The 21,921-nt window shown below is 62.1% G+C and carries 21 protein-coding genes; 12 read left to right on the top strand and 9 right to left on the bottom strand.

The window, feature by feature from the left end; translation table 11 throughout:
• Positions 1–141: 141 nt before the first annotated feature.
• From J2X42_RS12400 to J2X42_RS12380, 5 genes are all read right to left on the bottom strand, one after another.
• Positions 142–879, bottom strand: a complete 738-nt coding sequence (locus J2X42_RS12400) for an alpha/beta fold hydrolase (RefSeq protein WP_310165528.1) — start codon at positions 877–879, stop codon at positions 142–144.
• 31 nt (positions 880–910) lie between these two features.
• The gene (locus tag J2X42_RS12395) at positions 911–1,708 is read right to left on the bottom strand and encodes an SDR family NAD(P)-dependent oxidoreductase (RefSeq protein WP_310165526.1); all 798 of its coding nucleotides are present in this window, start codon (positions 1,706–1,708) and stop codon (positions 911–913) included.
• Between the two features lie 84 nt (positions 1,709–1,792).
• Positions 1,793–2,650, bottom strand: a complete 858-nt coding sequence (locus J2X42_RS12390) for a CoA ester lyase (protein ID WP_310165523.1) — start codon at positions 2,648–2,650, stop codon at positions 1,793–1,795.
• Positions 2,647–3,795 (bottom strand): CaiB/BaiF CoA-transferase family protein, encoded by a 1,149-nt coding sequence (locus J2X42_RS12385; protein ID WP_310165521.1) that lies wholly within the window; start codon positions 3,793–3,795, stop codon positions 2,647–2,649. Before J2X42_RS12385 ends, J2X42_RS12390 begins: the two co-directional genes overlap by 4 nt.
• A gap of 65 nt (positions 3,796–3,860) precedes the next feature.
• A complete protein-coding gene (locus tag J2X42_RS12380) occupies positions 3,861–5,066 on the bottom strand; it encodes an NAD(P)/FAD-dependent oxidoreductase (RefSeq protein ID WP_310165520.1) in 1,206 nt (401 codons plus the stop codon).
• Between the two features lie 118 nt (positions 5,067–5,184).
• Here J2X42_RS12380 and J2X42_RS12375 point away from each other — a divergent pair, with 118 nt between their 5' ends.
• The 7 genes from J2X42_RS12375 (at position 5,185) to J2X42_RS12345 (ending at position 11,552) form a co-directional block, all read left to right on the top strand.
• A complete protein-coding gene (locus J2X42_RS12375) occupies positions 5,185–6,123 on the top strand; it encodes a LysR family transcriptional regulator (protein WP_310165519.1) in 939 nt (312 codons plus the stop codon).
• 170 nt (positions 6,124–6,293) lie between these two features.
• Positions 6,294–6,485, top strand: coding sequence for a ferredoxin (locus J2X42_RS12370; RefSeq protein WP_310165517.1), 192 nt, complete (start codon positions 6,294–6,296; stop codon positions 6,483–6,485).
• A complete protein-coding gene (locus J2X42_RS12365; RefSeq protein ID WP_310165515.1) occupies positions 6,482–7,666 on the top strand; it encodes a cytochrome P450 in 1,185 nt (394 codons plus the stop codon). The genes J2X42_RS12370 and J2X42_RS12365 overlap by 4 nt, the downstream gene beginning before the upstream one ends.
• A gap of 8 nt (positions 7,667–7,674) precedes the next feature.
• Complete coding sequence (locus J2X42_RS12360; protein ID WP_310165513.1) at positions 7,675–9,081, top strand: MmgE/PrpD family protein; 1,407 nt, start codon at positions 7,675–7,677, stop codon at positions 9,079–9,081.
• A gap of 1 nt (position 9,082) precedes the next feature.
• Complete coding sequence (locus J2X42_RS12355; RefSeq protein WP_310165512.1) at positions 9,083–9,904, top strand: mesaconyl-C4 CoA hydratase; 822 nt, start codon at positions 9,083–9,085, stop codon at positions 9,902–9,904.
• Between the two features lie 834 nt (positions 9,905–10,738).
• Entirely contained in the window at positions 10,739–11,122 is a 384-nt protein-coding gene (locus J2X42_RS12350; RefSeq protein ID WP_310165510.1) for a nuclear transport factor 2 family protein, read from the top strand.
• Positions 11,070–11,552 carry a carboxyl transferase domain-containing protein gene (locus J2X42_RS12345; RefSeq protein WP_396134069.1) on the top strand — a complete coding sequence of 161 codons (483 nt, stop codon included), beginning with the start codon at positions 11,070–11,072 and terminating at the stop codon, positions 11,550–11,552. Before J2X42_RS12350 ends, J2X42_RS12345 begins: the two co-directional genes overlap by 53 nt.
• 982 nt (positions 11,553–12,534) lie before the next feature.
• Here the strand turns inward: J2X42_RS12345 and J2X42_RS12340 are convergent.
• The 4 genes from J2X42_RS12340 to J2X42_RS12325 form a co-directional block, all read right to left on the bottom strand.
• Positions 12,535–13,095, bottom strand: a complete 561-nt coding sequence (locus J2X42_RS12340) for an isochorismatase family cysteine hydrolase (RefSeq protein WP_310165509.1) — start codon at positions 13,093–13,095, stop codon at positions 12,535–12,537.
• Positions 13,092–14,603, bottom strand: a complete 1,512-nt coding sequence (locus J2X42_RS12335) for an NAD-dependent succinate-semialdehyde dehydrogenase (protein ID WP_310165507.1) — start codon at positions 14,601–14,603, stop codon at positions 13,092–13,094. Before J2X42_RS12335 ends, J2X42_RS12340 begins: the two co-directional genes overlap by 4 nt.
• A gap of 577 nt (positions 14,604–15,180) precedes the next feature.
• Positions 15,181–16,611, bottom strand: coding sequence for a cytosine permease (locus tag J2X42_RS12330; protein ID WP_310165505.1), 1,431 nt, complete (start codon positions 16,609–16,611; stop codon positions 15,181–15,183).
• A 101-nt stretch (positions 16,612–16,712) separates the two neighbouring features.
• Complete coding sequence (locus J2X42_RS12325; RefSeq protein ID WP_310165503.1) at positions 16,713–17,654, bottom strand: flavin reductase; 942 nt, start codon at positions 17,652–17,654, stop codon at positions 16,713–16,715.
• A 119-nt stretch (positions 17,655–17,773) separates the two neighbouring features.
• Here J2X42_RS12325 and J2X42_RS12320 point away from each other — a divergent pair, with 119 nt between their 5' ends.
• From J2X42_RS12320 to J2X42_RS12300, 5 genes are read left to right on the top strand one after another with little or no spacing between them, the layout of a single operon-like run.
• Positions 17,774–18,475 carry a GntR family transcriptional regulator gene (locus J2X42_RS12320; protein WP_396134068.1) on the top strand — a complete coding sequence of 234 codons (702 nt, stop codon included), beginning with the start codon at positions 17,774–17,776 and terminating at the stop codon, positions 18,473–18,475.
• A 52-nt stretch (positions 18,476–18,527) separates the two neighbouring features.
• Complete coding sequence (locus tag J2X42_RS12315) at positions 18,528–19,139, top strand: amino acid synthesis family protein (protein WP_310165499.1); 612 nt, start codon at positions 18,528–18,530, stop codon at positions 19,137–19,139.
• Positions 19,136–19,690 (top strand): amino acid synthesis family protein, encoded by a 555-nt coding sequence (locus J2X42_RS12310; protein ID WP_310165498.1) that lies wholly within the window; start codon positions 19,136–19,138, stop codon positions 19,688–19,690. The genes J2X42_RS12315 and J2X42_RS12310 overlap by 4 nt, the downstream gene beginning before the upstream one ends.
• A gap of 10 nt (positions 19,691–19,700) precedes the next feature.
• Positions 19,701–20,441 (top strand): alpha/beta fold hydrolase, encoded by a 741-nt coding sequence (locus J2X42_RS12305; protein ID WP_310165496.1) that lies wholly within the window; start codon positions 19,701–19,703, stop codon positions 20,439–20,441.
• Complete coding sequence (locus J2X42_RS12300) at positions 20,431–21,918, top strand: aldehyde dehydrogenase (protein ID WP_310165494.1); 1,488 nt, start codon at positions 20,431–20,433, stop codon at positions 21,916–21,918. Before J2X42_RS12305 ends, J2X42_RS12300 begins: the two co-directional genes overlap by 11 nt.
• Positions 21,919–21,921: the final 3 nt, after the last annotated feature.

The following is a 21,921-nucleotide window of genomic DNA, read 5'->3' as shown; positions in this document are numbered from 1 at the left end:
CGGCAAACGCCTGGATCATCGATATCCCGGGCTCGATCAGCGGCGACCGTCCCTTCCGGATGGGGAACCGCCAGGCGCTCTCCCAGCCGTCCCCGATATTTTCCGGTGTTGTACTGGCCGCCCAGTACCAGGCCCGACCAGTCACCAAAACTCATGTAATCGCAATCTTTGATCATTCTGAACTGCATCTTCTGTTAGAGCACGCATGAAATCAGCCAGCGCAGCCGCGGCCTCCGCCGGCTTTTCCAGAGGGGTGAAGTGCCCACTGCCCGCGATAAGGACAAGCCGCCCCCCAGGGAGCCGGTTTGCCAGGTCTTGGCTCAGCTTCGGCGGGGTGATGGTGTCCTCGGTGCTGCCGACAACGAGGGTGGGGCATGTGATGGTGTTGAGTTCCGCACGTCGGTCCGAACGGCCAAGGACGGCGCGCTGCTGGTCAATGAACACCTGTGGGCCGAGTTCTTTGGTCATCGCTGCTGCGAGGCGCTGGATCTCGGGAATGCCCCGTGATACTACCGGAGTCGTGCGATCGATTGCCGTCTGGAAGCCGCCGGATTCGACGAGCGAGATTAGGTCGACCGAGTTTTGTCGGCGGTCCTCGGGCGCGGCGATGGCCGAGGTGTTGAACAACGCCAGCGCCTTCACTCTGCCGGTGTTCCGCAGTGCGATTTCAAGGGCGAGGTACCCGCCCATCGAGATCCCGACGAGGATGAATTCCTTGGGTGCTTTGGACAGGACATGGTCTGCCATTGCCTCGATTGTCTTCCCTTCACCCCGGATGACGGTGGGGCGGAACTCGGCGCCGAGTTCGTCAATGACCGGCTGCCACAGGCGGGAATCGGCACCTAGGGCCGGAAGCATAACTAGCGGGGTGTGTGTCACGGGGATTCTCCGTTCGGTTGCTGGGTGGTGCTCAGGATGCGGCGCCGTCAACATGCAGCACCGCACCGGAGGTGAATGCGGCCGCCTCGGAGACGAGGTAGGCAACGGCTGCGGCAATCTCGTGTCCGGTTCCAGGTCTGCCCACGGGGATGGCGGCGGCGGTGGCCGCTCTGTCTTCGGCACCCATGGATTCGAACGAGTCACGCACCCGGCCCGTGGTCGGGAGAATGAGGCCCGGGGCGATGGCGTTGACGGTGATTCCGGTACTGCCGAGGTCCTTGCCGAGCTGCTTGGTAAGGCTGACGATGCCCCCCTTGGAGGCAGCGTAAGCCAGGCGGGCCCCCACGGTTCCGGAAGGGCCGTCGAGGCCGTCGGCGACGAGGGAAGAGAAGTTTACGATGCGCCCATAGCCGCGCTTCAGCATGATCGGGACGGCGTGCTGGGCGCACAGGAACGTGCTGGTGAGGTTGCTTTCCACCACGGAGCGCCAGATTTCCGCGCTGAGTTCGGATAGATCGCGCACGATGGCAGTGCCGCTGCCTCCAGCTGCGCTGACGAGTGCATCGATTCGCCCGTACTCGTCTTCGATACGTTTGAATGCTTTGTTGACGACGGATTCGTCGGACAGGTTTCCGGCGAGGGTAAGGACTTTGAGCCCGGGGGACCTGGCATCAAGCCGGGCAGCTGCGGTTTCCAGGGCCGCCTCGGAGACGTCAAGCAGTGCAAGGTCGAATCCGTCATCCGCGAGATGATCCGCGATGTCGTTGCCGAGACCACCCCCGCCGCCGGTGATCACGGCGACTGGTCGCGCGTTTATTTGCTTACTCATGTGTCCTCCATCGCCGCGATTCTCACGGCGTTATCCGATTTAACTTCGAAGTTTTTGATTGCATGCATTGCCGTTAGTGGCAGGTCACGGTGTGCTGGCAAAGCTGCTCGTGGGGGCCGTGCTTACGCTTTCAGCCCGTCGCGCGAGAATGGCTTGTGCACGAAGCAGCACGGGGGCATCGACCATCAGTCCGTCGACTTTGACCACAGCTTCTCCCCCTTTGGTGGACTCCGCAACGCGCTGTGCCCACGTGACCTCTTCATCGCTCGGACGGAAAGCGTCGTGTGTCACGGCCACCTGACGAGGGTGGATGAGCAGCTTCCCGGACATCCCCAACTCCAGAGCGGCGTGCAGGTCATCCTTTAGCAAGGAGTCGTCGTCGATATTTGAGGTCACGCCGTCCACGGGACCGGGGAGGCCCTGGGCGCGGGAGGCAAGGACCAACAGCGATCGAGCCATCAACATTGCGCGCCGGTTCGGCTGGGCTGCGATGTCCGCAGCCAGGTCAAGCTCTCCAAACGCCAACCGGGCCACCCCGGGGACTCTTGCCAAAGAATGGGCCGCCAGGACGCCGGAAGCCGATTCGATCAGCGCGATCACGGGCCGCTCCACCGCCTCGGAAATCCTGGACAAAGCTTCTGGATTCTCGGCCTTCGGGACCATCACTCCGAGTAGACCCGGAAGCCCCGTCAAAGCTTCGACGTCCTCCTCCCGTCCGACCCGTACCAGAGCATGACCCGTTCCTGACAGCCATGCAATGACCGCTTGCCGGGCCGCGTCTTTGTTCTCTGCGCTGACGGCGTCTTCCAGGTCGAGGACGACCACATCGGCCCCGGAGGCCACGGCCTTCGAGAACCGCTCGGGCCGGTCCCCCGGAACGAAGAGAAACGAACGAGCGCCCTGAAGCTTAGTTACAGGATTCTGTATAGTTAGCGGGCTCATGTTGTTTCCAGCACCCCAAACTCGGTCAACACCCGCTCAGTATCCTCTCCCACGTCGGGGACACGGTTCATTACCGGCTCCTGCCCCACGAAGGTCGCCGGCGGAATCAGTGCCCGCAAAGGTCCCGCTGGTGAGTCATATTCCCGCCACCTGTTGCGCGCCGCCAACTGGGGATGGTCCGCAAACCCCTGCATATCGCGTAGCAAGGCGTTCGCGATGCCGGCGTCCTCGAGCAGGTCCACGACCTCATCTGCAGTGTGCCGGGCCAGGGCCTGCTCGATTACCGAGGTAAGGTCCGTGGAGTGCTCAACACGCAGGGAATTGCGTACGAAGCGTTCGTCCTCAGCCACTTCTCGACTGCCGAGGACCCGCTCGCAAAAAGTAGCCCACTCACGTTCGTTTTGGATGCCCAGGAAAACCTGCTTCGAGTCGCCACAAGTAAAGGGACCGTAAGGGGCGATGGCAGCGTGGGAGGCACCTGTGCGTTTCGGCGCGGCCCCACCGTACACGGCATAGTTCATCGGGAAGCCCATCCACTCCCCCAACGCTTCGAGCATGGATAATTCGATGGTCGCGCCCTCCCCGGTCTGCTGGCGTTGGATCAGCGCAGTGAGGATGCCTGAGTATGCGTACATGCCAGAGGCAATATCCGCAATCGAAATCCCGACCTTGGAGGGGGTTGGGTCTGTACCGGTGATGGAGACTAGGCCAGCTTCGCACTGCACAAGCAGGTCGTAGGCCTTCTTCGAAGAATACGGGCCGTCGGCGCCATAACCGGAGATCGAGACGTGAATCAGCTCGGGAAGCTCGCCACGCAGAGCTTCAGCGCCGAGCCCAAGACGCTCTGCGGCACCGGGAGCCAGGTTCTGCACGAACACATCCGCGCTGCGCACCAACGCGTGAACGGCGTGATTGCCCTCCGGGCTCTTCAAATCCAGTGCCACCGATTCTTTAGACCGGTTCAACCAGACAAAGTGGCTTGCCAAGCCTTTGACGGTTTCGTCGTATCCGCGGGCAAAGTCGCCCGGACCGGGCCGCTCGATCTTGATCACCCGAGCGCCCAGATCGGCAAGTTGGCGCGTAGCGAACGGCGCGGCGACTGCTTGTTCGAGCGAGACGACGGTGATGCCGCTCAGAGGAAGCATGTAAAGACTCCTGACGTGATGATGCCTAATGGCTGGCTGTTTCGGTGTTGCTGGAGGAGAATTCCCTAGACCCGCATCAGCGAGGGCGTCTCCAGAGTTTTGGTGAAGTAGAGGACCTCTGCTGCGAGCTCAGGGTCAACGCTCATGCGCCGGAACACCTCCAGGTCCTTGTCCCTGCGGACCGGATCAGACGAGTGAAAGATCAACTGTTTGTTGGCCGTTGCGCGGGGACTGGCTTTTGTTATGAAGGCGGTGCGGCGTAAATCCGCGTACGCGTCGAGGACTGAGTCGTCCGCCTGCCCGGAGATCACGGCACCCAGGGCCTCGTTGAGAACATACGAGTCGAACAGACCCATGGTCAGACCAAAGCCACCACTGGGATTCGTGGCGTGGGCGGCATCGCCGGCAAGCAGGACACGGCCGACGCGGTACGTCGGCGCGCTGCGCTGATGCATACGGTAGGGGGCAATGGCGTCCAGCGTCGTGCCCGCGGCCACCTCAGGACCAAAAATCTGCTCAAGGAAGCGCGGGAGCCGGTCGACGACCCCTTCTTCGGGGAGGACGGCGTCCTCCATGTAGGTGTAGCGCCACAGTCCATGCGGACCCGAGTTGTCGATCTTCACGATAATCGCTCCCAAAACCTCGTCGACATAGAACGTGGTCTGGGCCCAGCCCGGACGGTCATCGGGGAACCGGACATTGGCGGCAACGAACCGCTCGGGCCAGGTGAAACCCTCGAAGGGAAGATCCAAGGCCTGCCTGACAGCTGAGCTCGCGCCATCGGCGCCGATGAGCCACTGAGCGCGCAGCTCGACACGATTTCCCCCGTGATCCGCCGTGACGGTCACCGCTGCATCGTCCTGCGTCACTCCTGTGATCTTGTGTCCCCAGAGCACTCGCGCGTTTGGGAACTGCTCAAGGTGGCTCAGGATGATCTTAGCCAGTGCGCCCTGGCCCAGGTGAAGGTTATAGGGGTGTGTGACGCGACCCTCCAGCGCCTGCAGACCATAGTTGATGGTCTCCCCCGTGTCCCGGACGTAATGGGCATAGTCCTGCTTGAGGAACCCGGCCTGGGTAGCGTCTTCGAAAAGGCCGAGGCGTTCAAGCCCATCCAGCGTGGACCAGTGGTAGAGGATGGCCCGGGGGGCATCCTGCGGCTCGGACGCGCGCTCCACGACGGTGACGTCGAGCCCCTGCTGTGCCAGTCCCAGCGCGTTGAGCAGACCGGTAGGACCGGCTCCAGCTACAACCACCTGCTGCTGGTATTTCATATTGCCTCCATAGTGGACGTGCGTAGCGAAGCGAGCGTGGCCGCCCTCACATCAACCGTCACCCAGATCGAGACATACATCAAATACCAATTAGTAGCGGTTCCCATATGCTAAATGCATGGATCTCCGGAATGTTCGCTATTTCATCGCCGTCGCTGAGAACGGCTCTATCACCGAGGCGTCACACGCCTTGCGCATCTCGCAGCCGCCGTTGAGCATGGCGATGGCCAAACTGGAGAAGGAGGTCGGGGTGACGTTGTTCGACCGCAAGCCCCGCGGTATCGAACTAACGCCGGCCGGCGAGTACCTTCATCACGCGGGCCAGCGCCTGCTGGCCGAGGAGCGCAGAATAGCGGACACCCTGAAATCCATGGGGCAAGGGCTCGCTGGGGAACTCAAGCTGGGGTGTGAGCCGATGTGCCTGTGGCGGATCGGCAGCACCAAGATCTCGCAATTCCTCTCGATCTACCGCAATGTGACGCTTGATCTGACCGACGCCAATCCCAAGGTGCAGTTGGACCGGCTCGCCGATGGCACCCTGGACTTGGCGATCATGCCGGTCGTGACCGAGGAGCCGCTCCAACCCATTAACGGGGTGCACTTCGACGTGCAGATCGTCGACGAGCTTCCACTGACGCTCATCGCCCCCAAGTCATGGGGACTCGATGAGACCAGTCCACTGGATGTCGCAACGCTGGCGGACGCTACCTGGATCCTGCCGGCCCGAATCCCGGGGGTACGCATCCTGTGGCGGATCTGGTCCGACAAGTTCTCGCCGACGGGGGCAAATCCAACGGGAGTTATTCCGGTGCCCACGGTCATGACTGCGGCGCAGTTGGTCGGTGCCGGCGTAGGGGTATCTCTATCCAGCCTGGAGATGGCTCGCCTCCACCCTGACGTCGCCCAAATCCCCGTAACCGGGGGGTGGCCGAACGTGCCGATCGCGATCGTAAGGCGGCGGGAAGGAGTTGTGACTCCAGTCGCCGAGCGGTTCGTTGCGCTGTTTTTCGACGACGAGCAGACTCCAGTAGACCTCAACACGAGCTCACAGCCCTAGCAGAGCGGGAGACTTAGGCATATATGAAATAGATGGGCAGGGCCCAATTTTGGTATTTGTGAAATGTCTCATGCGCCCGCAAGGTAGATCATGAACGACATGGCCGATAGGGTCCCTTTTTCACAGGGGCGGCTTTCGGCCTGATAATCCTGACGAAGGGCGCCTTTCCCATGATCAAAGTCAAAGTGGACCTGCAACGTTGCGATGCCAATGGCACCTGCGCTGCCTTGATGCCCGACGTGTTCCGGATCGACCAGGACGGCACGCTCGAACAGCTGCGTTTCGAGGTCGAGGAGGAGCGTGGGGATGATCTCGAAGAAGTCATCCTCTGCTGCCCGATGGGAGCGATCTCGCGATCATGATGAACACAGTGCCTACATTCGAACTGTTCGCCGCAAACGCGACTGATCACCCCGGCGGGGCGCTTCCAGGCGGAGGTATCGCCTCCGGTCCCGAAGGTTACGCGGTCCTGTCCTATCAACTGGCCACCGCTGTTCTGCGCAATCCACGGTTCGCGAACTCTGCGCTAAAACTGATGGAAGAGTTCGGCATCAACGATGGTGCCGTGCATGGTTTTCGAGCTCGAAGCATCATCATGCAGGACGGAGCGCAACAGTTGCGCCTGCGCACCCCGCTTGCTCGTTTCATGGGTCCGGCGACCGTGCAGAACACCCGGGAAATGCTCACTGATATTGTGACCCGCATAGTTGGCGAACTCGATGACACGAAGCCAGTGGACTTCCACGCCGGCGTAGATCGCCGCATCCCGTCGCTGGTCTACTGTCATCTCGCCGGTGCTCCGCGAACCGACGCCCCCAAAGTGCAGGAACTTTCCGAGCGAACGCTGGCCCTGCTGGCCAGGGATCCCAGCCTGAAACCCGACATCCTGGCCGCCTACGACGAACTATTCGAATATCTGAGGGATCTGATGGAACGCAAGCGCGCCCAGGGTCTCGGCGACGACATGCTCTCCCACCTGATGACGCTCGCGGACAACGGCAAGCTCACCGAGCAGGAACTCTTCGACGAAGCCACCTCGATGCTCGAAGCGAGTTCGGTAAACACGGGTCACCAGATCGGGCTGGTGGTGTGGAATTTGCTGCGCAACAGAGAAGTCTGGGAACAAATCCTCGCCGACCCCAGCTGGATCCCATCCGCAGTCATTGAAGCGCTTCGTCTTTATCCGCGAACCGGTGTTGTGAGCAAGATTGCCATGGAAGACATCGAGGTCGGCGGCATCACCATCCCCGCTGGGACTGACGTACATGTAGCCGTATGGTCCGCCAACCGCGACCCGGAGAGATTCGAGAACCCCGGTGAATTCATCCTCGGCCGCGAGCGGAACCAGCCGCTCACGTTTAGTACGGGCCCACACAACTGCCTTGGACAAGGACTCGCCAAGGTGGAGATCGAAGAAGTAGTCGGGCACCTCGTCCGCCACTACCCTCAGGCCCGCGCAATCGACTCCGAATCCGCCATAAGCCAGACCGCCGGGCGGTGGACGATTAATCAACTCACCGTCGACCTGGGCCCCCGACGCTAAGGCACTCCATGTCACTCACACCTGAACGGCAGCGGTCCCTCACCGAACAGCTCGCCGAATACTGGTCCAAGATCAGCTACGATAACCTCCCACCCGAGGTGGTGTCCGGGATCAAAGACCACATCCTCGACACACTCGCCGTCGCTATGGCCGGCATCCCCTCAGAGGAGTCACGCCGCGTCCGTAAAGCCCTCACCGGCATCTCGAATGGCGGCCCAAGTCTCGTCTGGGGAACGTCCGAACGCCTGAACCCCGCACACGCAGCACTCGCCAACGGAACCTCGGCCCATGCCCGTGACTTCGACGACGGCGGCGGGCCGGGACATGCAGGCTCGGCGACCCTGCCGGCCGCGATCGCTGCCGCAGAACTCAGCGGCTCCAGCGGCAAGGAACTGATTGTTGCCGCATGCGCCGGATACGACATCAGCTATCGGCTCTTGCAGGGCATCGGCGGTTTCGCTGCCCACACCGACCGCGGGTGGCATTCCACCGGTACCTTCGGCACCTTCGCCGCGGCCGCCGCCTGCGCCAAGATCTTTCAGCTTGACACGACCACCTTTGCCGATGCCCTTGGCATCGCCGGATCGTTCACGGGAGGAGTCTGGGCCTTCATCGAGGATGGCGCCTGGACCAAGCGTGTCCACCCGGGCAAGGCCGGAGAATCAGGAATTGACGCTGCCCTTCTCGCCAGGGCTGGTGTCACCGGCCCCCATCGGATCTTCGAGGCACCATGGGGCGGAATCTATGCGACCTACGGGGACGGCAAAGGCTTCCCCGAGCGAGTCCTTGCCGGTCTTGGCGAGACGTTCAATGTCTCCACGTCCTATTTGAAGCCCTACGCATGTTGCAGAGGCAGCCACTCAACGGTTGATGCAGTGATGAAACTGATCGCTGAACGTGATCTGCGGCCCTCCAACATCCGCTCCATCACCGTGACCGCCGGAGAGACAGCGATCAACATGCTCAGCGTCGACCCCATTGAGACGGTGTTCGATGCTCAGTTCAGCCTGCCCTACGCCATCAGCGTGGCGCTGGAGAACCGTTCCGTCGGGCTGGAGCAATTCGACCCTCCCCGCATCACAGAGCCCCGGGTCCAGGAGATCTTCGGCAAAATCTCGATGGTACTCGACGAATCAATCCAGCTCGAGGACGGCCCCCGCCTTGAGTTCGAGCTGATAAACGGCGAAATAATCACTCTCCTGGCGGGAAATCCGACGGACGCCAAGGGCTCCGAAAAGAACCCCATGACACACGCCGAGGTCGTTGCCAAGGCACGTGCCCTCCTCCGCCCCTACGGCGAAGAAGCGACCGTGAAGCTCATCGACGCAGTGGAAAATCTTGATTCCTCACCCTCCATCGACAACCTCATCGCGGCACTCAGCGCTACCGCCTACGCGACCAAGATAGAGACCTAACATGACACCAAATACCTCGACAGGCCACATCGAACGCACGGAGTACATCGCAGCGGAACCGGTGGAATCCCTCGCTGCAGCCATAAACATCGACATACCCTTCGGCGACGGCGCGACGGTCCCTCCACTTTGGCATTGGCTCTACCTTCTGGAGCGCAGCCGTGCGAGTGAGCTCGGACCGGACGGCCACCCCACAGTCGGCATTCCAGCACCTCCAGGACCTGACCGGCGCAGAATGTTTGCCGGTGGCCGGGTCTCGACCTTCGGGCAGCTCAAGATCGGTGCGCGAGCGAGAAAAGAAATTTCCGTAGCCAAGTCAGTCGATAAGGTCGGCCGGACCGGACCGTTGACGTTCACAACCGTTCGCCATGACATCTTCCAAGCCGACGAGCTCCTCATTCGTGAAGAACAGGACATCGTCTACCGCGCTTCAGATACCGGCTCCCTTCCCCACCCCCCGACCCCGCCGGCCCCGCCCGCTGGACCCGTGTTGAGGCAAGCAGTCGACGAAAGACTTTTGTTCCGGTTCTCCGCTTTGACGTACAACGCACACAGGATTCACTATGACCGTGACTGGTGCCTGAATGAGGGCTACGACGGTTTGGTCATCCACGGGCCTCTTCTGGCCCTGATGATGGGTGAACATATGCGCCGCGAAGGGATCGACCTGGTTGGGAAGACCTTCGGTTACCGGCTTGCCTCCCCGATGACTAAGCCTCAGACATTCTCCATCGTCCCGGGGCCGGATGGTCTGGAATACGGTGCCGAGGCCCGCAGCGCGGAAGGTGCAGTCTGCGCGGTGAGCACCCTGTCCGAGATCTAGCACGTCGTTTCAGTGCTACCGGCAATCACAACGTTGACTGAGGGGAGGCACAAATTTTAACGCTTCCCCCCAAGGAAGGCAAAGACAATGATTGAGGCATCGGGTGACACCAGAAAAGAAGAAGCACTTGAACGCTCCCCCGACTATGAGGTGATCGCGTCACCCTGGATCGGACTCCATTACAGGTGCGAAATGGTCACTTGCTTCGTTGGAGCAACGGTTACCTGCACGTCATGATGCCGTCCACGACGATGGCTCGTTCGATCTTGGCCGCAACCGATTCGATGTACTCAGCGTGAGTTCACCACGAGTCAAAAGAGCCTCTTCACCTGCTGGCTTCCCCAGGCCAACCCATGTGATCTACATCAAGGGTGCCTTCGCCGAATTTGAACGCTCGCTCATCAAGGAACGAAAGGGGAAGGCATCGCCCTGCCCAAGCAGCGCGGTGCCCCTACAAGGGGCGGAAAAGACCTTCATCCAAGAACCAGAATTGACCCAGCGCGGCGGCAGCGGTTGTCCGAAAGTAGGGGCTCAGGAGGGAGCCCGTCCAAGGATAGATAAGACCGTCAGGGAATGTCTCGGACGTAATGGATGAACGAGTCCTTGACTCCCCACGCAAAGTTTCACTTGGACCAATTGCATTCCGCCTTACCGAAGAGGCAGGGCAGCAAGATACTGGAACCTTGTTGGGTCCGCCGCACAAGCAGTGTCATGCTGGCCTGCGTTTCGACCGCCACGTAGAACACGTTGGCTAGTTACCGCCGCAAGACATCGTTCTCCCACCCGAGAGGGAAAACACAACATCAACCTCTTCGACATCTCAAGGACAAACCCATGACCCATGAAAGCGCTAGCCTAGACGTACACATTCAGCGGCTCGAGGACCAGCGCTACCACGCGGTTCTCACGGGTGATCTGGAAACCTTCGAGGGGCTATGCGACCCCAGGCTGGTCTACACCCACACCCGCGGCGATAGAGACTCCCTAGATTCGTACATTTGCAAGCTCCGTACCGGGGCCCTTCAATACTTCCGAATAGACCGTAAGACGGAACAGATTGCCGTCATCGGTAACACCGCGCTCGTCTTTACCCAGGTCAACGCCGACCTTTCAGTCCATGGATCCCCCAAGTCCATGAAGTGCAATGCCCTTGCCGTTTGGGTAAATGAAGCCGGCTCCTGGAAGTTCATCGCCTACCAGCCCACTCCCCACGCGTGAATCCCCCAACCAGGTACAGCACCTCGGGACATCTAAGCGTTGTGGACCCCGATCCGGGCCCCATCAGGAACTCGCGGCCGCCCGGGCAAAGGCCGGTGTGGGCGAATCGGTTCTCTCCGGCGAAGGCCGCATCCGCGGCCGCCCGGTGGCTGTCATTGTCAGCGAATTCCGCTTCCTCGGCGGTTCCATCGGCCTCGCCGCTGCCGAACGGATCGTAACCGCCGTCGAATGGGCAAACCCGGGAGGACTTGCCGCACCTGGCCGGCCTGGCATCGGGAGGATCACGCCTGCAGGCAGGAACCATCGCCTTCCTGTCAATGGTGAAAAATTAGTGCGGCCGTGCGCGCCCACCGCCAGGCCGAACTGCCCTAGCTCGTCTACCTGCGGCACCCCACCACCGGCGGAGTCATGGCATCGTGGGGATCGCTAGCCCACATCACGGTCGCAGGTCCCGGCGCGCTGCTGAGCTTCCTCGGCCCCCGCGTCTACGAGGCCATCAACGGCACCCCGTTCCCGAAGAATGTCCAGGTTGCCGAGCACCTCTTCGACAAGGGGCTCATCGACTCAGTGGTGCCGCCGTCGCAACTGTCCGACGTCGTTGACCGCGCCCTGAGCATCTTGGTCACCGGCCCCACGCCCCACGCCCCACGAGCTTGGCGAAGCGTTCAATCCGGTCTGCCACAAGTTCCGGATGCTCCACGACGCTTGTCGGGGTCGCCCCCATACCGGCGTCCTCGGGCAAAACCACCCGTCTTCGGCTCAGATATGGCCTTCACACCCCAACCTGACGTCTCGGATTCAATCCTGACGGCACTGAAACATCCCCTCAAGTGGCCGCCGAACATATGGCCGGTTATCGGCGTTCCAAGATGGGCGGGAGTGCATTCAGGAAATGCTAGGTCTGGCCGTGCGAAGAGGTCAGACAGTCGGCCAGCAAGTCATTCTGACGAGGGCGAAGAACTGTCACTCAACGAGTTCTCGTGTCATTCCGAATGGAACCTGGTCCGAGAGGGCGACGGTGTATCTTCCAGGTTTGTTGCGGGTAACCAAGATTCCGCACCTACGAATTAAGATTGCCGCTTGCTGAAGTTCCTTGACCGCGGCTTCGAGTTGCTCTTCCAGATTTTGCGGACTGCTTACGTGTACATCGATGGCGTTTGGGGTCTGCACAATTTTCCTAAAGTGGTCGTGACGTGTTTGAGGCGTCCGTGAGAGGTTGGCGAGAGCCGATCGAAGACCCTCCGCACCTCGATCCGTCCTGTTCTAGGCAAATGCGTCGGGACGGGGAGAAGGGTCGTCCACTTCCTCCAACGCGCACAAGGGGACCATGACGGTGAATCTCGACTGTGTCCCGTGAGCCAGAGGCCAAGGGGCCTTTGAGTAGACAGCCTCGGTCCCTTCCATGGGAGAGGCTAAAGCAAGGTTTCGCTTTTGACGACGTTGATCATTGGCGACAGCAACCGCAAGAGGTTGAGCGCCTGATCCTGTGCAGCGTCGCTCTGGCCTGCGCAGGCGTCCTCGACAACAGTTACATACCGGCCTGCGTCCGCGGCGCCAAGAGCGGTGGCGAGGACGCAGCAGTCGGTTGCCACACCTGTCAGGATGAGTTCTTCGCCGACGGGGATTCGATCAGCCATCGCCTCGCCCCACTTAGTGAACGTCGGAAGGTCAATGGAATTGGGGGCGTCGACACTTGGAAGCATGAGATCCCAAATCTGATCCAGAGGATCCCGGCGCATGCTTGGCCAGCGGTCGTAATAGGAGGACCACGAACCCAGTTCCGCCGGGTCTGGAACAAATCGTGTGGTTATCGGTTGAAATCCTGCGCTTGTGAGGCGTGCGATGGTTCGGGCCGCTTCGTCGTACCGCGGGATGTGCCAGTCTCCCGCTTCACGGAAGGCCCGCTGCATGTCGATTACGACCAGCTGGCCCTTCGCTCCGCTGGTTGAGGCTTCAGGGTTGGGGCTATTCACGAATTTCTGCCTTCCTGGGCGGCGTAAGGGTTGGCGATGCCGATGTATTGCGTTGTGGTGTACTCGGCGATGCCCTCTGATCCGCCTTCTCGTCCCAGGCCTGATTGTTTGACGCCGCCGAAGGGCGCTGCGGCATTGGAGATAATACCGGCATTGAAACCGACCATACCGAATTCGATCTGTTCTGCCACACGGAGGAGCCGGTTGAAGTCACTGCTGTAGAGGTAGGACGCCAGCCCGTACTCGGAGGCGTTGGCAAGTTTGATGGCGTCTGCTTCTGTGGCGAAGGTGGTGACGGGGGCAACGGGCCCGAAGATCTCCTGGCCAAGGATCGCCGCATTGTTGGGCACGCTCGCCAGGACGGTGGGCTGATAGAAGTAGCCGGGTCCGTCCACTGGGGCGCCGCCGGTGACGGCTACCGCTCCAGCATCGACGGCGGCACGCACCAGGGCGTGCACGTCATCGCGGGCGCCAGCGTCGATGAGGGGTCCGACCTGGGTGGCGGGGTCGATGCCGCGGCCGGTGACCAGCGTACGCATCGTGGCGGCGAACTTCCGGGTGAATTCCTGGGCGACGGATTCGTGGACGAGGAACCGGTTGGCAGCGGTGCAAGCCTCGCCCATGTTCCGCATCTTCGCGGCCATCGCACCCTCGACGGCGGCGTCCAGGTCGGCGTCCTCGAACACGATGAACGGGGCGTTGCCGCCCAGCTCCATTGAGGTGCGGAGCACGTTTTGCGCGGCGTCGGCCATCAGGCGTTTGCCCACCGGGGTGGAGCCGGTGAAGGACACCTTGCGCAGCCGGGAGTCCTTCAGCAATGGGCCGGAGATCTCTGAGGCTGAGGAGGAGGAGACGACGTTGAGGACGCCGGCGGGCAGGCCAGCGTCGAGCATGGTCTGTGCGAAGTACTGGGCCGTGAGGGGTGTGAGTTTGGCGGGTTTGAGGACCATGGTGCAGCCTGCTGCGACGGCGGGGGCTACTTTGCGGGTGGCCATGGCCAGGGGAAAGTTCCAGGGGGTGATGAGCAGGCAGGGTCCGACGGGTTTGTGCTGGATGAGGATTTTGCTTTTGCCCTCGGGGGTGGTGAGGTAGCGGCCGTAGTCGCGGACGGTTTCTTCGGAGAACCAGCGCAGGAACTCCGCCCCGTACGTGACCTCGCCGCGGGCTTCGGCAAGCGGCTTGCCCATTTCCAAGGTCATCAGCAGCGCGAAGTCCTCGGCCCGTTCGGAGACCAGGTCAAAGGCGCGGCGGAGGATCTCGGCCCGGGTCCTGGGTGCGGTCCGGGCCCAGGACGCCTGGGCGGCGTCAGCCGCATTAAGTGCTGCGATGGCGTCCTCGCTGGTGGCGGAGGCGAGGGTGGCGAGGACCTCGCCGGTGGAGGGATCGTGCACGTCGAAAGTGCCGCCGTCGGACGCGTCCCGCCACTCGCCGTTAATCAGCAGGCCGGTAGGCACCGACGCCAGCAGGCTCTTCTCTCGGTCAATCGTCAAAGTAGCGGTTTCGGCCATATCAGGCTCCTTGGTATGCGTAGCTCATTTTGGGTGTTGCGCACCTATGGCAAACTGATCCGCGGGTGGCCGGTGTCTGACAGGGTGCTGTGCAGGACGGTGTCCAGCCAGGGAACCCGGTTGGAGAAGCGGCCTATCTTGGCCGGAATTGTCCAGCGGAAAGCGGCATGCTCGTGGTTGATCTCTAATCTGCGGCGGTTGCTGACGGCCGTGTATGTATGGACCAGCCAAGGATTGCCTGCTGGGTCGGAAATCAGCAACTGCTTCCCGGCCCGGAAGGAAACGAGATCCTGGAGAGCGAGGCCTGCCTCTTCCTCGAGTTCAGTCAGGGCTTCCTGCAGTGGGGGGTACGCCCGGCTCGAGGTATCCGGTGATGCAGTGCCAGAGGCCGCGCTCGTGTCCGACGAACTGGCTGCGCTTGAAGAGGGCGATCCGTCCGCGCCATTCAACGACCACCGCCACCACCGCCCGGGGCGGACGAACCGTGATGCAGTCCTTCGCCGCGCTCGTTGCTCGTCATGCAGTGGTTGGGGAGGGTCCTGGGTGGGACCCTCCCCAACCTCTGCCCTATTGGACGTTAGAGGGTTTGTGCTGCGGGGCTGCGGTCGAGCATTTCCAGTCCTGAGAGGCGCTTGCGGCGGTGGGTAGCGAGGTATATGCCGGTTGCGATGGCGGCGCCAATGTAGTAGGAGAGGTCGCCCATTTGAGGGAAAGCAGCGGCTATGGGCCCGGTGTAGATCGAGGACATCCAGAACGGGGAGGAAAGTACTACGCCGGCCGCCCAGGCCACGAACCCCCATTCGAACTTACGGCTCTTATCGAAAAGTTCACGCAGTCCCCGTTCGGTCCGCCGGCCTCCGAACAGGTAGTCGCAGACCAGGACCGCGACGTAGGGCGCGATGCAGTAGGCAGTCAGGTTGAGGAACGCCGTGAAGCCTTCGTTGAACCCTGTCTGTCCCCACTGCGCCACAAGATACGATGCGATGCAGATAAAGACGACCGCCGTGTGGCGCTTGACCGGCACGCCCATGGTCTGGATCGAAATGGCACCGCCATAGACATTGAGGAAGTTCTGCGTGAACGAGGACAAAGCGACGACGCCGAGGCCAACAGCGGCCCACGGACCCATAAGTTCCTTCAGCGCACCGATGCTGTCGGAGGCCGTGGTGGTCGTTCCCAAGAGGGTCCCGAGGATGCCCATCCAGACAAGGGTGATGAAGTTTCCGAGCATGGTGGCCCAGCCGGCACCGCGCCTGTTCCCGGCCGTGTTGGGAAGGTAGCGGGAGTAGTCGGAGGCGAAGGGCATCCAGGCGACGATAAAGGAGAAGAACCAGCCGAAGAAGATGATCCACCCTCCGACGCCGTTAAAGCCCGTCGCCTCGGAGTTGAACTCAGTCTCGATGCGTCCGTTGGCCGCTGCCACGATGGTGATGAAGACGAAGCCGACCACCAGGACATAGGACAGGATTCGTTGCAGGAAGTGGATCAGGTTATAGCCGATGACGGCCACGCCAAGCTGGATTCCCATGAGGATCAGCGATGAGAGCCAGAAGGGGATGTCGGTGAGCAGGGCGATGGCCTGGCCGCCGAGGATGACGGTCACGGCTGCCCAGCCGATTCCGGCGAAGACGTTCACGTAGGCCACCGGGAAGAGGTTGCCAATGAACCCAAGCGGTCCGCGGCCCTGCATCTGCTGGGGGACGCCGAGGCGGACTCCCATCGCCGACAGGTAACCCATTCCTGCCGAGGAGGTCACGCCGGCAAGGATGATCGCCAGGGCCGCGGCCCAGAAGGGAAGGCCGAAATATGTGGCGCTGAAGCCCAGTACGACGATGGGGAAGTTCATGCCGGCGGCAAACCAGAGGAAGAACTGGGAGCGGGGTTTGCCGTGTCGTTCGACGTCGGGGATGTGCTCGATGCCATAGGGCTCGATTTTGGTGAGGCTGTCGCGGTAACCGCGGTCTTCGGAAACGCTGCTTTCAGCAGCGCGGATGGTTTCTGGGCTCATTATTGTCCTAATGTTGGAGGCGCACCTTGGTGCGCTGCTTACGAGCAGTTCGGTCGGCGCGGTTCGTTTCCTGTCCGAGGATGGTGGGCCGCGCCGGCCGTTTATAGTTCGGCGAGTTCGGCGCCGTCGAAGAAGTGCCCGGCCTTGTAGGCCATCGGCGCAGTCTCGCCGATTTCCGCGTGGCGGACCCTGCAAATGAAGACCGTGTGGGTCTTGGCTTGGAAACGTTCCTGGATTTCGGCTTCAAGGGAAGCGGCAGAACCGTCCAGCAGCGGACTTCCCTTGGGCCCTTCGTGCCAGTTGAGCTCGGCGAACTTGTCCGGGGCCTTCGAAGCGAAAGTCGTCACCGTGCCAAGCTGCTCCGTGCCCAGGATGTTGATGCCCAGGTGGCTTGAAGAAAAGAGTGCCGGGTAAGTGCTGGACGTCTTTTGGACGCAAACCAGCACCAGCGGCGGTTCCAGGGAGACCGAGCAGTAGGAGTTGGCGGCCAGCCCCTTCGGAGCATCCCCTTCTTTTGTGGTGACGACGGTAACTCCGGTGATGAACTGGCGGTTGAAAGCCTTCATCAGGTCCGGGTCCAACTCGGGAAGTTCACCGCCTTCCGGAACCATCGGGGCAGCGATGCCGCGGAGCGGCCGGATTCCGAGGCCGGCAAGCAGTTCGCTGCCGTCCCACGTCACGGTTTCTTTCAGGATTTTGCCGTCGTCCTGAAGGACCAGGATGTTCGAGCCACGTGTCTGGACGGTGAGTCCGGTGGCCGGTACGCCGAGGTATTCATGCGTGTGGGTTCCGGTGGAGGTCCAGAAAACGGCGACCGTGCCCTCCCCTTCGACGACGTCATCGACCGTAGTGCACAGGTCGGGGAAGGCTTCCCGAACGGCGGCGATCTCTGACTTCAGGCCAGAGAGGTCGACAGTTGCACCCGTCGCCTTGCTGGTGCGCGTGTAGCCGGCAGCTACGAGGCCGTCCAGGGCATCAAGGTCTCCCTTGTCCCAGGCGGCGAGCCAGGCTGATGTGATAAGCGGTTCGAGCGTCTGTTGCATACCAATGACGGTAAGCCAGCTCACACACTAAGGTCAATAGGATGGAGCGAGATTTGTAAATCTCGCTAAATCCCGGCGTTTTTACAAATTATGCTTCACCCTGTTGACTCTCCTGATGCATGCAACATACGCTTTCATGTATGCAAGAGAATCTGAAAGTAGTGGGTGAAGCGGCCGACCGTGACGGTCTTCTTGATCGGATCCGTCGGCTTGTCCTAGGAGGGGACTTTCCTCCGGGCGCAGTTGTTCCGGAGGCTTTCCTTGCCCAGGAGTTCGAGGTGAGCCGGACCCCTGTCCGGGAAGCGCTCAAGCAGCTTCAGCACGAAGGGCTGGTTGAGATCCGCCCGAAGGTGGGCACCTTCGTGCGGGAGCCCAGCCGCAGGGAGATCATCGAGCTCTTCCAGCTCAAGGAGTCCCTGGAGGGACTCGCAGCGTCCCTGCTCGCCCGTCGCGGGGAGGTCCAGGAACTCTCAATACTGCGGCGGAACCTTGAGGAGTCCGAGATGACTTCCCTCACCCATGACACTGAAGCCTATGCGCGGCTGGTGCACGAGTTTCACTGGACGATCGTTCGCGGCTCGGATAACCGCAAGCTTGTTGAGCACTACGAGCGGCTTATGAACCAGCTCGCGTACCAACGGCTTGTTCTGCGCACGGTTGAACACCCGGGCAGGCTCGAAGCCTCCACCCGCGAGCACCGCGCCGTGCTGGACATGATCGAGCACAAAGACCCCTTTGGGGCCGAATCCGCCATGAGGAATCACGTTCACGCCTCATCGAGAGAGGCTCTGACCGACCCGGCTCCGGACCGCCGGAGCTGAACCAACCAAGACGAAAGGAAGCCATGCGCTTCTCTATGGCTGATGAGATCCGATGCTGAACGACCAAAGATTCGGCATTCGCAAGATTGTCTATTACAGCGAGGAGATCCTGTCCGAAAACGGCCTCTCCCCCGCCGTTCCGGCGGTCCGCGCCACGGCAGCGGCAGTGGTCACCAACCCTTGGCTGGGAGGCAGGCCCACAGATGACCTGAACGAGGAAGTCATCCGGCTGGCGCCGGTGCTGGCACGCCGGCTGACCGACGTACTCGCCAAGGAACTCGGCGGCGTCGACGCCATCGAGGCCTTCGGCAAAGCGGCAATCGTCGGCACCGACGGCGAGATCGAACATGGCGCAGCCCTCATCCACACACCGTTCTTCGGCAACCTCGTCCGGGAATACTTCGAAGGCGAATCCATCATCTGCTTCGCCGACGACCGGGCCGACGCCGGCGCCTCCCTCGTGGTGCCGCTCTGGCATAAGAACGCCGCCGCAACCCGCACGCACTACCAGACCATCGCCACCCGGATCAGTGATGCGCCCCGTCCCGGCGAGATCGTCATCGTACTCGGCGCATCCACCGGCCCCCGCCCACACTCACGCATCGGAGACCGGCTCACGGACCCCGTCGTCAAAGCAGACACCCTAGGAGAACTAATTTCATGAGCATCCGCAAAATCGTCACCTTCACCGAAGACATCCTCATTGAGGGAGGCCGGGAAGTCGCTCCGAACGCGCGGGTCGCCGTCGTCGCGGCCATTATCAAGAACCCTTGGTCAGGCCAGGGGTTCGTGGAGGACCTCTCAGCAGGAATAGACGGCAACGCCTCCGACATCGGCGCCCTGCTGGCCCCCCGCGTGCTAGAAGCCCTCGGCGCCCCGGCAGAAGCGTACGGCAAAGCTGCCATCGTGGGCCTCAACGGTGAAATCGAGCACGGTTCCGGACTGATCCACACGCTTGCCTTTGGAAATCACTTCCGCGACGCCGCGAACGCCACCACGCTCCTGCCTGCGGTGGAAAAGCGCGGACCGGCCGGTGTGGTGTTTGATATTCCGCTCAAGCACATCACCGACGCGACCATCCGGTCCCACCACCAGAGCATCGAGGTCCGGATTAATGACGCTCCCCACGCCGATGAAATCGTGATCGCCCTTGCCGCCGCCGCCCAGGGACGTCCCCAGCAGCGCCTCGCAGCCTTCTCCACCGAAACGAAGTAGGCGACTGCCCGTGAGCCGCGCCCGCATCGCACTCATTCACGGAGTCGGCCTCGACGGGTCGATGTGGGGGCCCCTCCGCGGGTTCCTCGAACCCGAATTCGACGTTCAGACCATTGAACTCCTGGGCCACGGAAGCCGGGAGCAGCCCGCGCCCAAGGGCGTTGGGCTCGCGGAACTCGCCGCGGACGTCTCAGAGCGCCTCCGGCCTGGCACGCACCTGGTGGGGTTCTCGCTCGGTGCCCTCGTTGCACAGTATTTGGCGCGTTTCCGCCCGGACCTAGTTGCCTCACTGGTATCCGTGGCCTCTGTATGCTCCCGTACACCGGAGGAGCGCGCCTCGGTGATGACGCGACTGGCGTCAGCTGAATCAGACTTTCTGGCAACCGTGGAAGCTTCAATTCGCCGCTGGTACCCAGAAGGGTCCCCGGTGCCGACTGAACTGGTCGAGGCGACGAGGGACGTGCTGCTTCGCAACGACCCCACATCCTTTATTGCCTGCTACCGGGTGTTCGCCACCGCGGACGCGGAACTGGCACCCGAACTCCCCCGGATCGCCGTCCCGTCCCATGCCGTAACGGGTGAACTGGACCCGGGCTCAACACCGGATATGAGCGCCCGACTCGCAGCAGCCATCCCCGGCTGCACGTACTCCATCATCAGCGGGGCCCGGCACATGATGCCTGTGGAGCGCCCCCAGGAGCTCGCCAACACCCTCACTGCTTTTATCAAGGAGCATTCGAATGTCCACTGACCGCCGCTACGACCACTTCATCAACGGCGAGTGGGTTGCGCCGTCCAACGGGGATTACCTTGAAAGCACCAACCCGGCCACACTGGACGTGCTGTACCGGGCCGCGCGCGGCAATGAGGCCGACGTCACCCGGGCCGTCTCTGCTGCATCGGCAGCCTTCGAGAATCCCGCCTGGAGGGACCTCAGTCAGACCAAACGCGGACACCTGCTCCGGCGTCTGGGCGACCTCGTGGGCGAGCATGCCGAGGAACTTGCCCGCATGGAATCGGAAGACAACGGCAAGCTCCTGCGGGAAATGCGCGCCCAGCTCGCCGCCATCCCCGAGTACTACTACTACTACGCCGGCCTGGCGGACAAGATCCAAGGCGACACCATCCCGGGCTCCAGCCGCGCCATGCTGAACTACACGCTCCGAGAACCCCTCGGCGTCGTCGGCGCCATCACCCCATGGAACTCGCCACTGACGCTGACCACCAGCAAGCTCGCCCCCGCCCTCGCCACGGGCAACACCATCGTCATCAAACCGTCCGAATACACCTCTGCCACCGTCCTGCGGCTGGCCGCTCTGGCCGAAGAAGCCGGATTCCCGCCCGGCGTCATCAACGTGGTCACCGGCTTCGGGGCAGAAGCCGGAGCCGCACTCGTCGAGGACCGCCGCCTGGCCAAAATCTCGTTCACCGGCAGCACCGCCACCGGCGCCCGCATTGCCTCCTCCACCGCCTCCCGCTTCATCGGCTCGACACTGGAACTCGGCGGCAAATCCCCGAACATCGTCTTCGCTGACGCCGACGTGGCCAACGCCTCCATGGGAGTGGTGGCAGGCATCTTCGCCGCGGCGGGCCAGACCTGCATCGCCGGCAGCCGCGTGTTCGCCCACAAGGCCATTTACGACGAACTTCTTGAGCGGGTAGCCAACCGTGCCCGCAGCATCGTCATCGGAGACCCGCTCCTTGACGCCACCGAACTCGGGCCCCTGGCCTTCCAGGACCAGCGCGACAAGGTCGCCAGCTACGTCGATCTCGGCGTCTCCGAAGGTGCCACCGTCCTGACGGGCGGCGGCAGGCCCAATACCGGCCTCGGCGGCTACTTCTTCGAACCCACCGTCCTCACCGACGTCGACAACTCCATGCGTGTGGTCCGCGAGGAAATCTTCGGCCCCGTCGCGGCAATCATGCCGTTTGAAACAGAAGAAGAGGTGCTCCGACTGGCAAACGACACCAGCTACGGGCTGGCCGCCGGCATCTGGACCACCAACCTGGCCAGGGCCCACCGGATGGCGAGCCGGCTCGAGGCCGGCACTATCTGGGTCAACACTTACCGCACCATGTCCCCCCAGTCACCGCGGGAAGGCTTCAAGACCAGCGGCGTCGGCGTCGAACACGGCATCGAGAGCATCCGCGAATACACACGGGTGAAGAGCGTCTGGATCAACACCGACGAATCCCCCCTCGCCGACCCCTTCATCATGAGGAGCTAACAC

This window comes from Arthrobacter sp. BE255, assembly GCF_031457335.1.
Taxonomy (GTDB): Bacteria; Actinomycetota; Actinomycetes; order Actinomycetales; family Micrococcaceae; genus Arthrobacter.
Note: the sequence above shows the minus strand (reverse complement) of the source record. Positions and strands in the feature narration are given on the sequence as shown.

Excerpts from the sequence above, each read along its gene's own strand:
- J2X42_RS12395 (WP_310165526.1), bottom strand. The coding sequence starts at position 1,708 with ATGAGTAAGCAAATAAACGCGCGACCAGTCGCCGTGATCACCGGCGGC.
- J2X42_RS12390 (WP_310165523.1), bottom strand. The coding sequence starts at position 2,650 with ATGAGCCCGCTAACTATACAGAATCCTGTAACTAAGCTTCAGGGCGCT.
- J2X42_RS12385 (WP_310165521.1), bottom strand. The coding sequence starts at position 3,795 with ATGCTTCCTCTGAGCGGCATCACCGTCGTCTCGCTCGAACAAGCAGTC.
- J2X42_RS12380 (WP_310165520.1), bottom strand. The coding sequence starts at position 5,066 with ATGAAATACCAGCAGCAGGTGGTTGTAGCTGGAGCCGGTCCTACCGGT.
- J2X42_RS12375 (WP_310165519.1), top strand. The coding sequence starts at position 5,185 with ATGGATCTCCGGAATGTTCGCTATTTCATCGCCGTCGCTGAGAACGGC.
- J2X42_RS12370 (WP_310165517.1), top strand. The coding sequence starts at position 6,294 with ATGATCAAAGTCAAAGTGGACCTGCAACGTTGCGATGCCAATGGCACC.
- J2X42_RS12365 (WP_310165515.1), top strand. The coding sequence starts at position 6,482 with ATGATGAACACAGTGCCTACATTCGAACTGTTCGCCGCAAACGCGACT.
- J2X42_RS12360 (WP_310165513.1), top strand. The coding sequence starts at position 7,675 with ATGTCACTCACACCTGAACGGCAGCGGTCCCTCACCGAACAGCTCGCC.
- J2X42_RS12355 (WP_310165512.1), top strand. The coding sequence starts at position 9,083 with ATGACACCAAATACCTCGACAGGCCACATCGAACGCACGGAGTACATC.
- J2X42_RS12350 (WP_310165510.1), top strand. The coding sequence starts at position 10,739 with ATGACCCATGAAAGCGCTAGCCTAGACGTACACATTCAGCGGCTCGAG.
- J2X42_RS12345 (WP_396134069.1), top strand. The coding sequence starts at position 11,070 with ATGAAGCCGGCTCCTGGAAGTTCATCGCCTACCAGCCCACTCCCCACG.
- J2X42_RS12335 (WP_310165507.1), bottom strand. The coding sequence starts at position 14,603 with ATGGCCGAAACCGCTACTTTGACGATTGACCGAGAGAAGAGCCTGCTG.
- J2X42_RS12330 (WP_310165505.1), bottom strand. The coding sequence starts at position 16,611 with ATGAGCCCAGAAACCATCCGCGCTGCTGAAAGCAGCGTTTCCGAAGAC.
- J2X42_RS12325 (WP_310165503.1), bottom strand. The coding sequence starts at position 17,654 with ATGCAACAGACGCTCGAACCGCTTATCACATCAGCCTGGCTCGCCGCC.
- J2X42_RS12320 (WP_396134068.1), top strand. The coding sequence starts at position 17,774 with ATGCAACATACGCTTTCATGTATGCAAGAGAATCTGAAAGTAGTGGGT.
- J2X42_RS12315 (WP_310165499.1), top strand. The coding sequence starts at position 18,528 with ATGCTGAACGACCAAAGATTCGGCATTCGCAAGATTGTCTATTACAGC.
- J2X42_RS12310 (WP_310165498.1), top strand. The coding sequence starts at position 19,136 with ATGAGCATCCGCAAAATCGTCACCTTCACCGAAGACATCCTCATTGAG.
- J2X42_RS12300 (WP_310165494.1), top strand. The coding sequence starts at position 20,431 with ATGTCCACTGACCGCCGCTACGACCACTTCATCAACGGCGAGTGGGTT.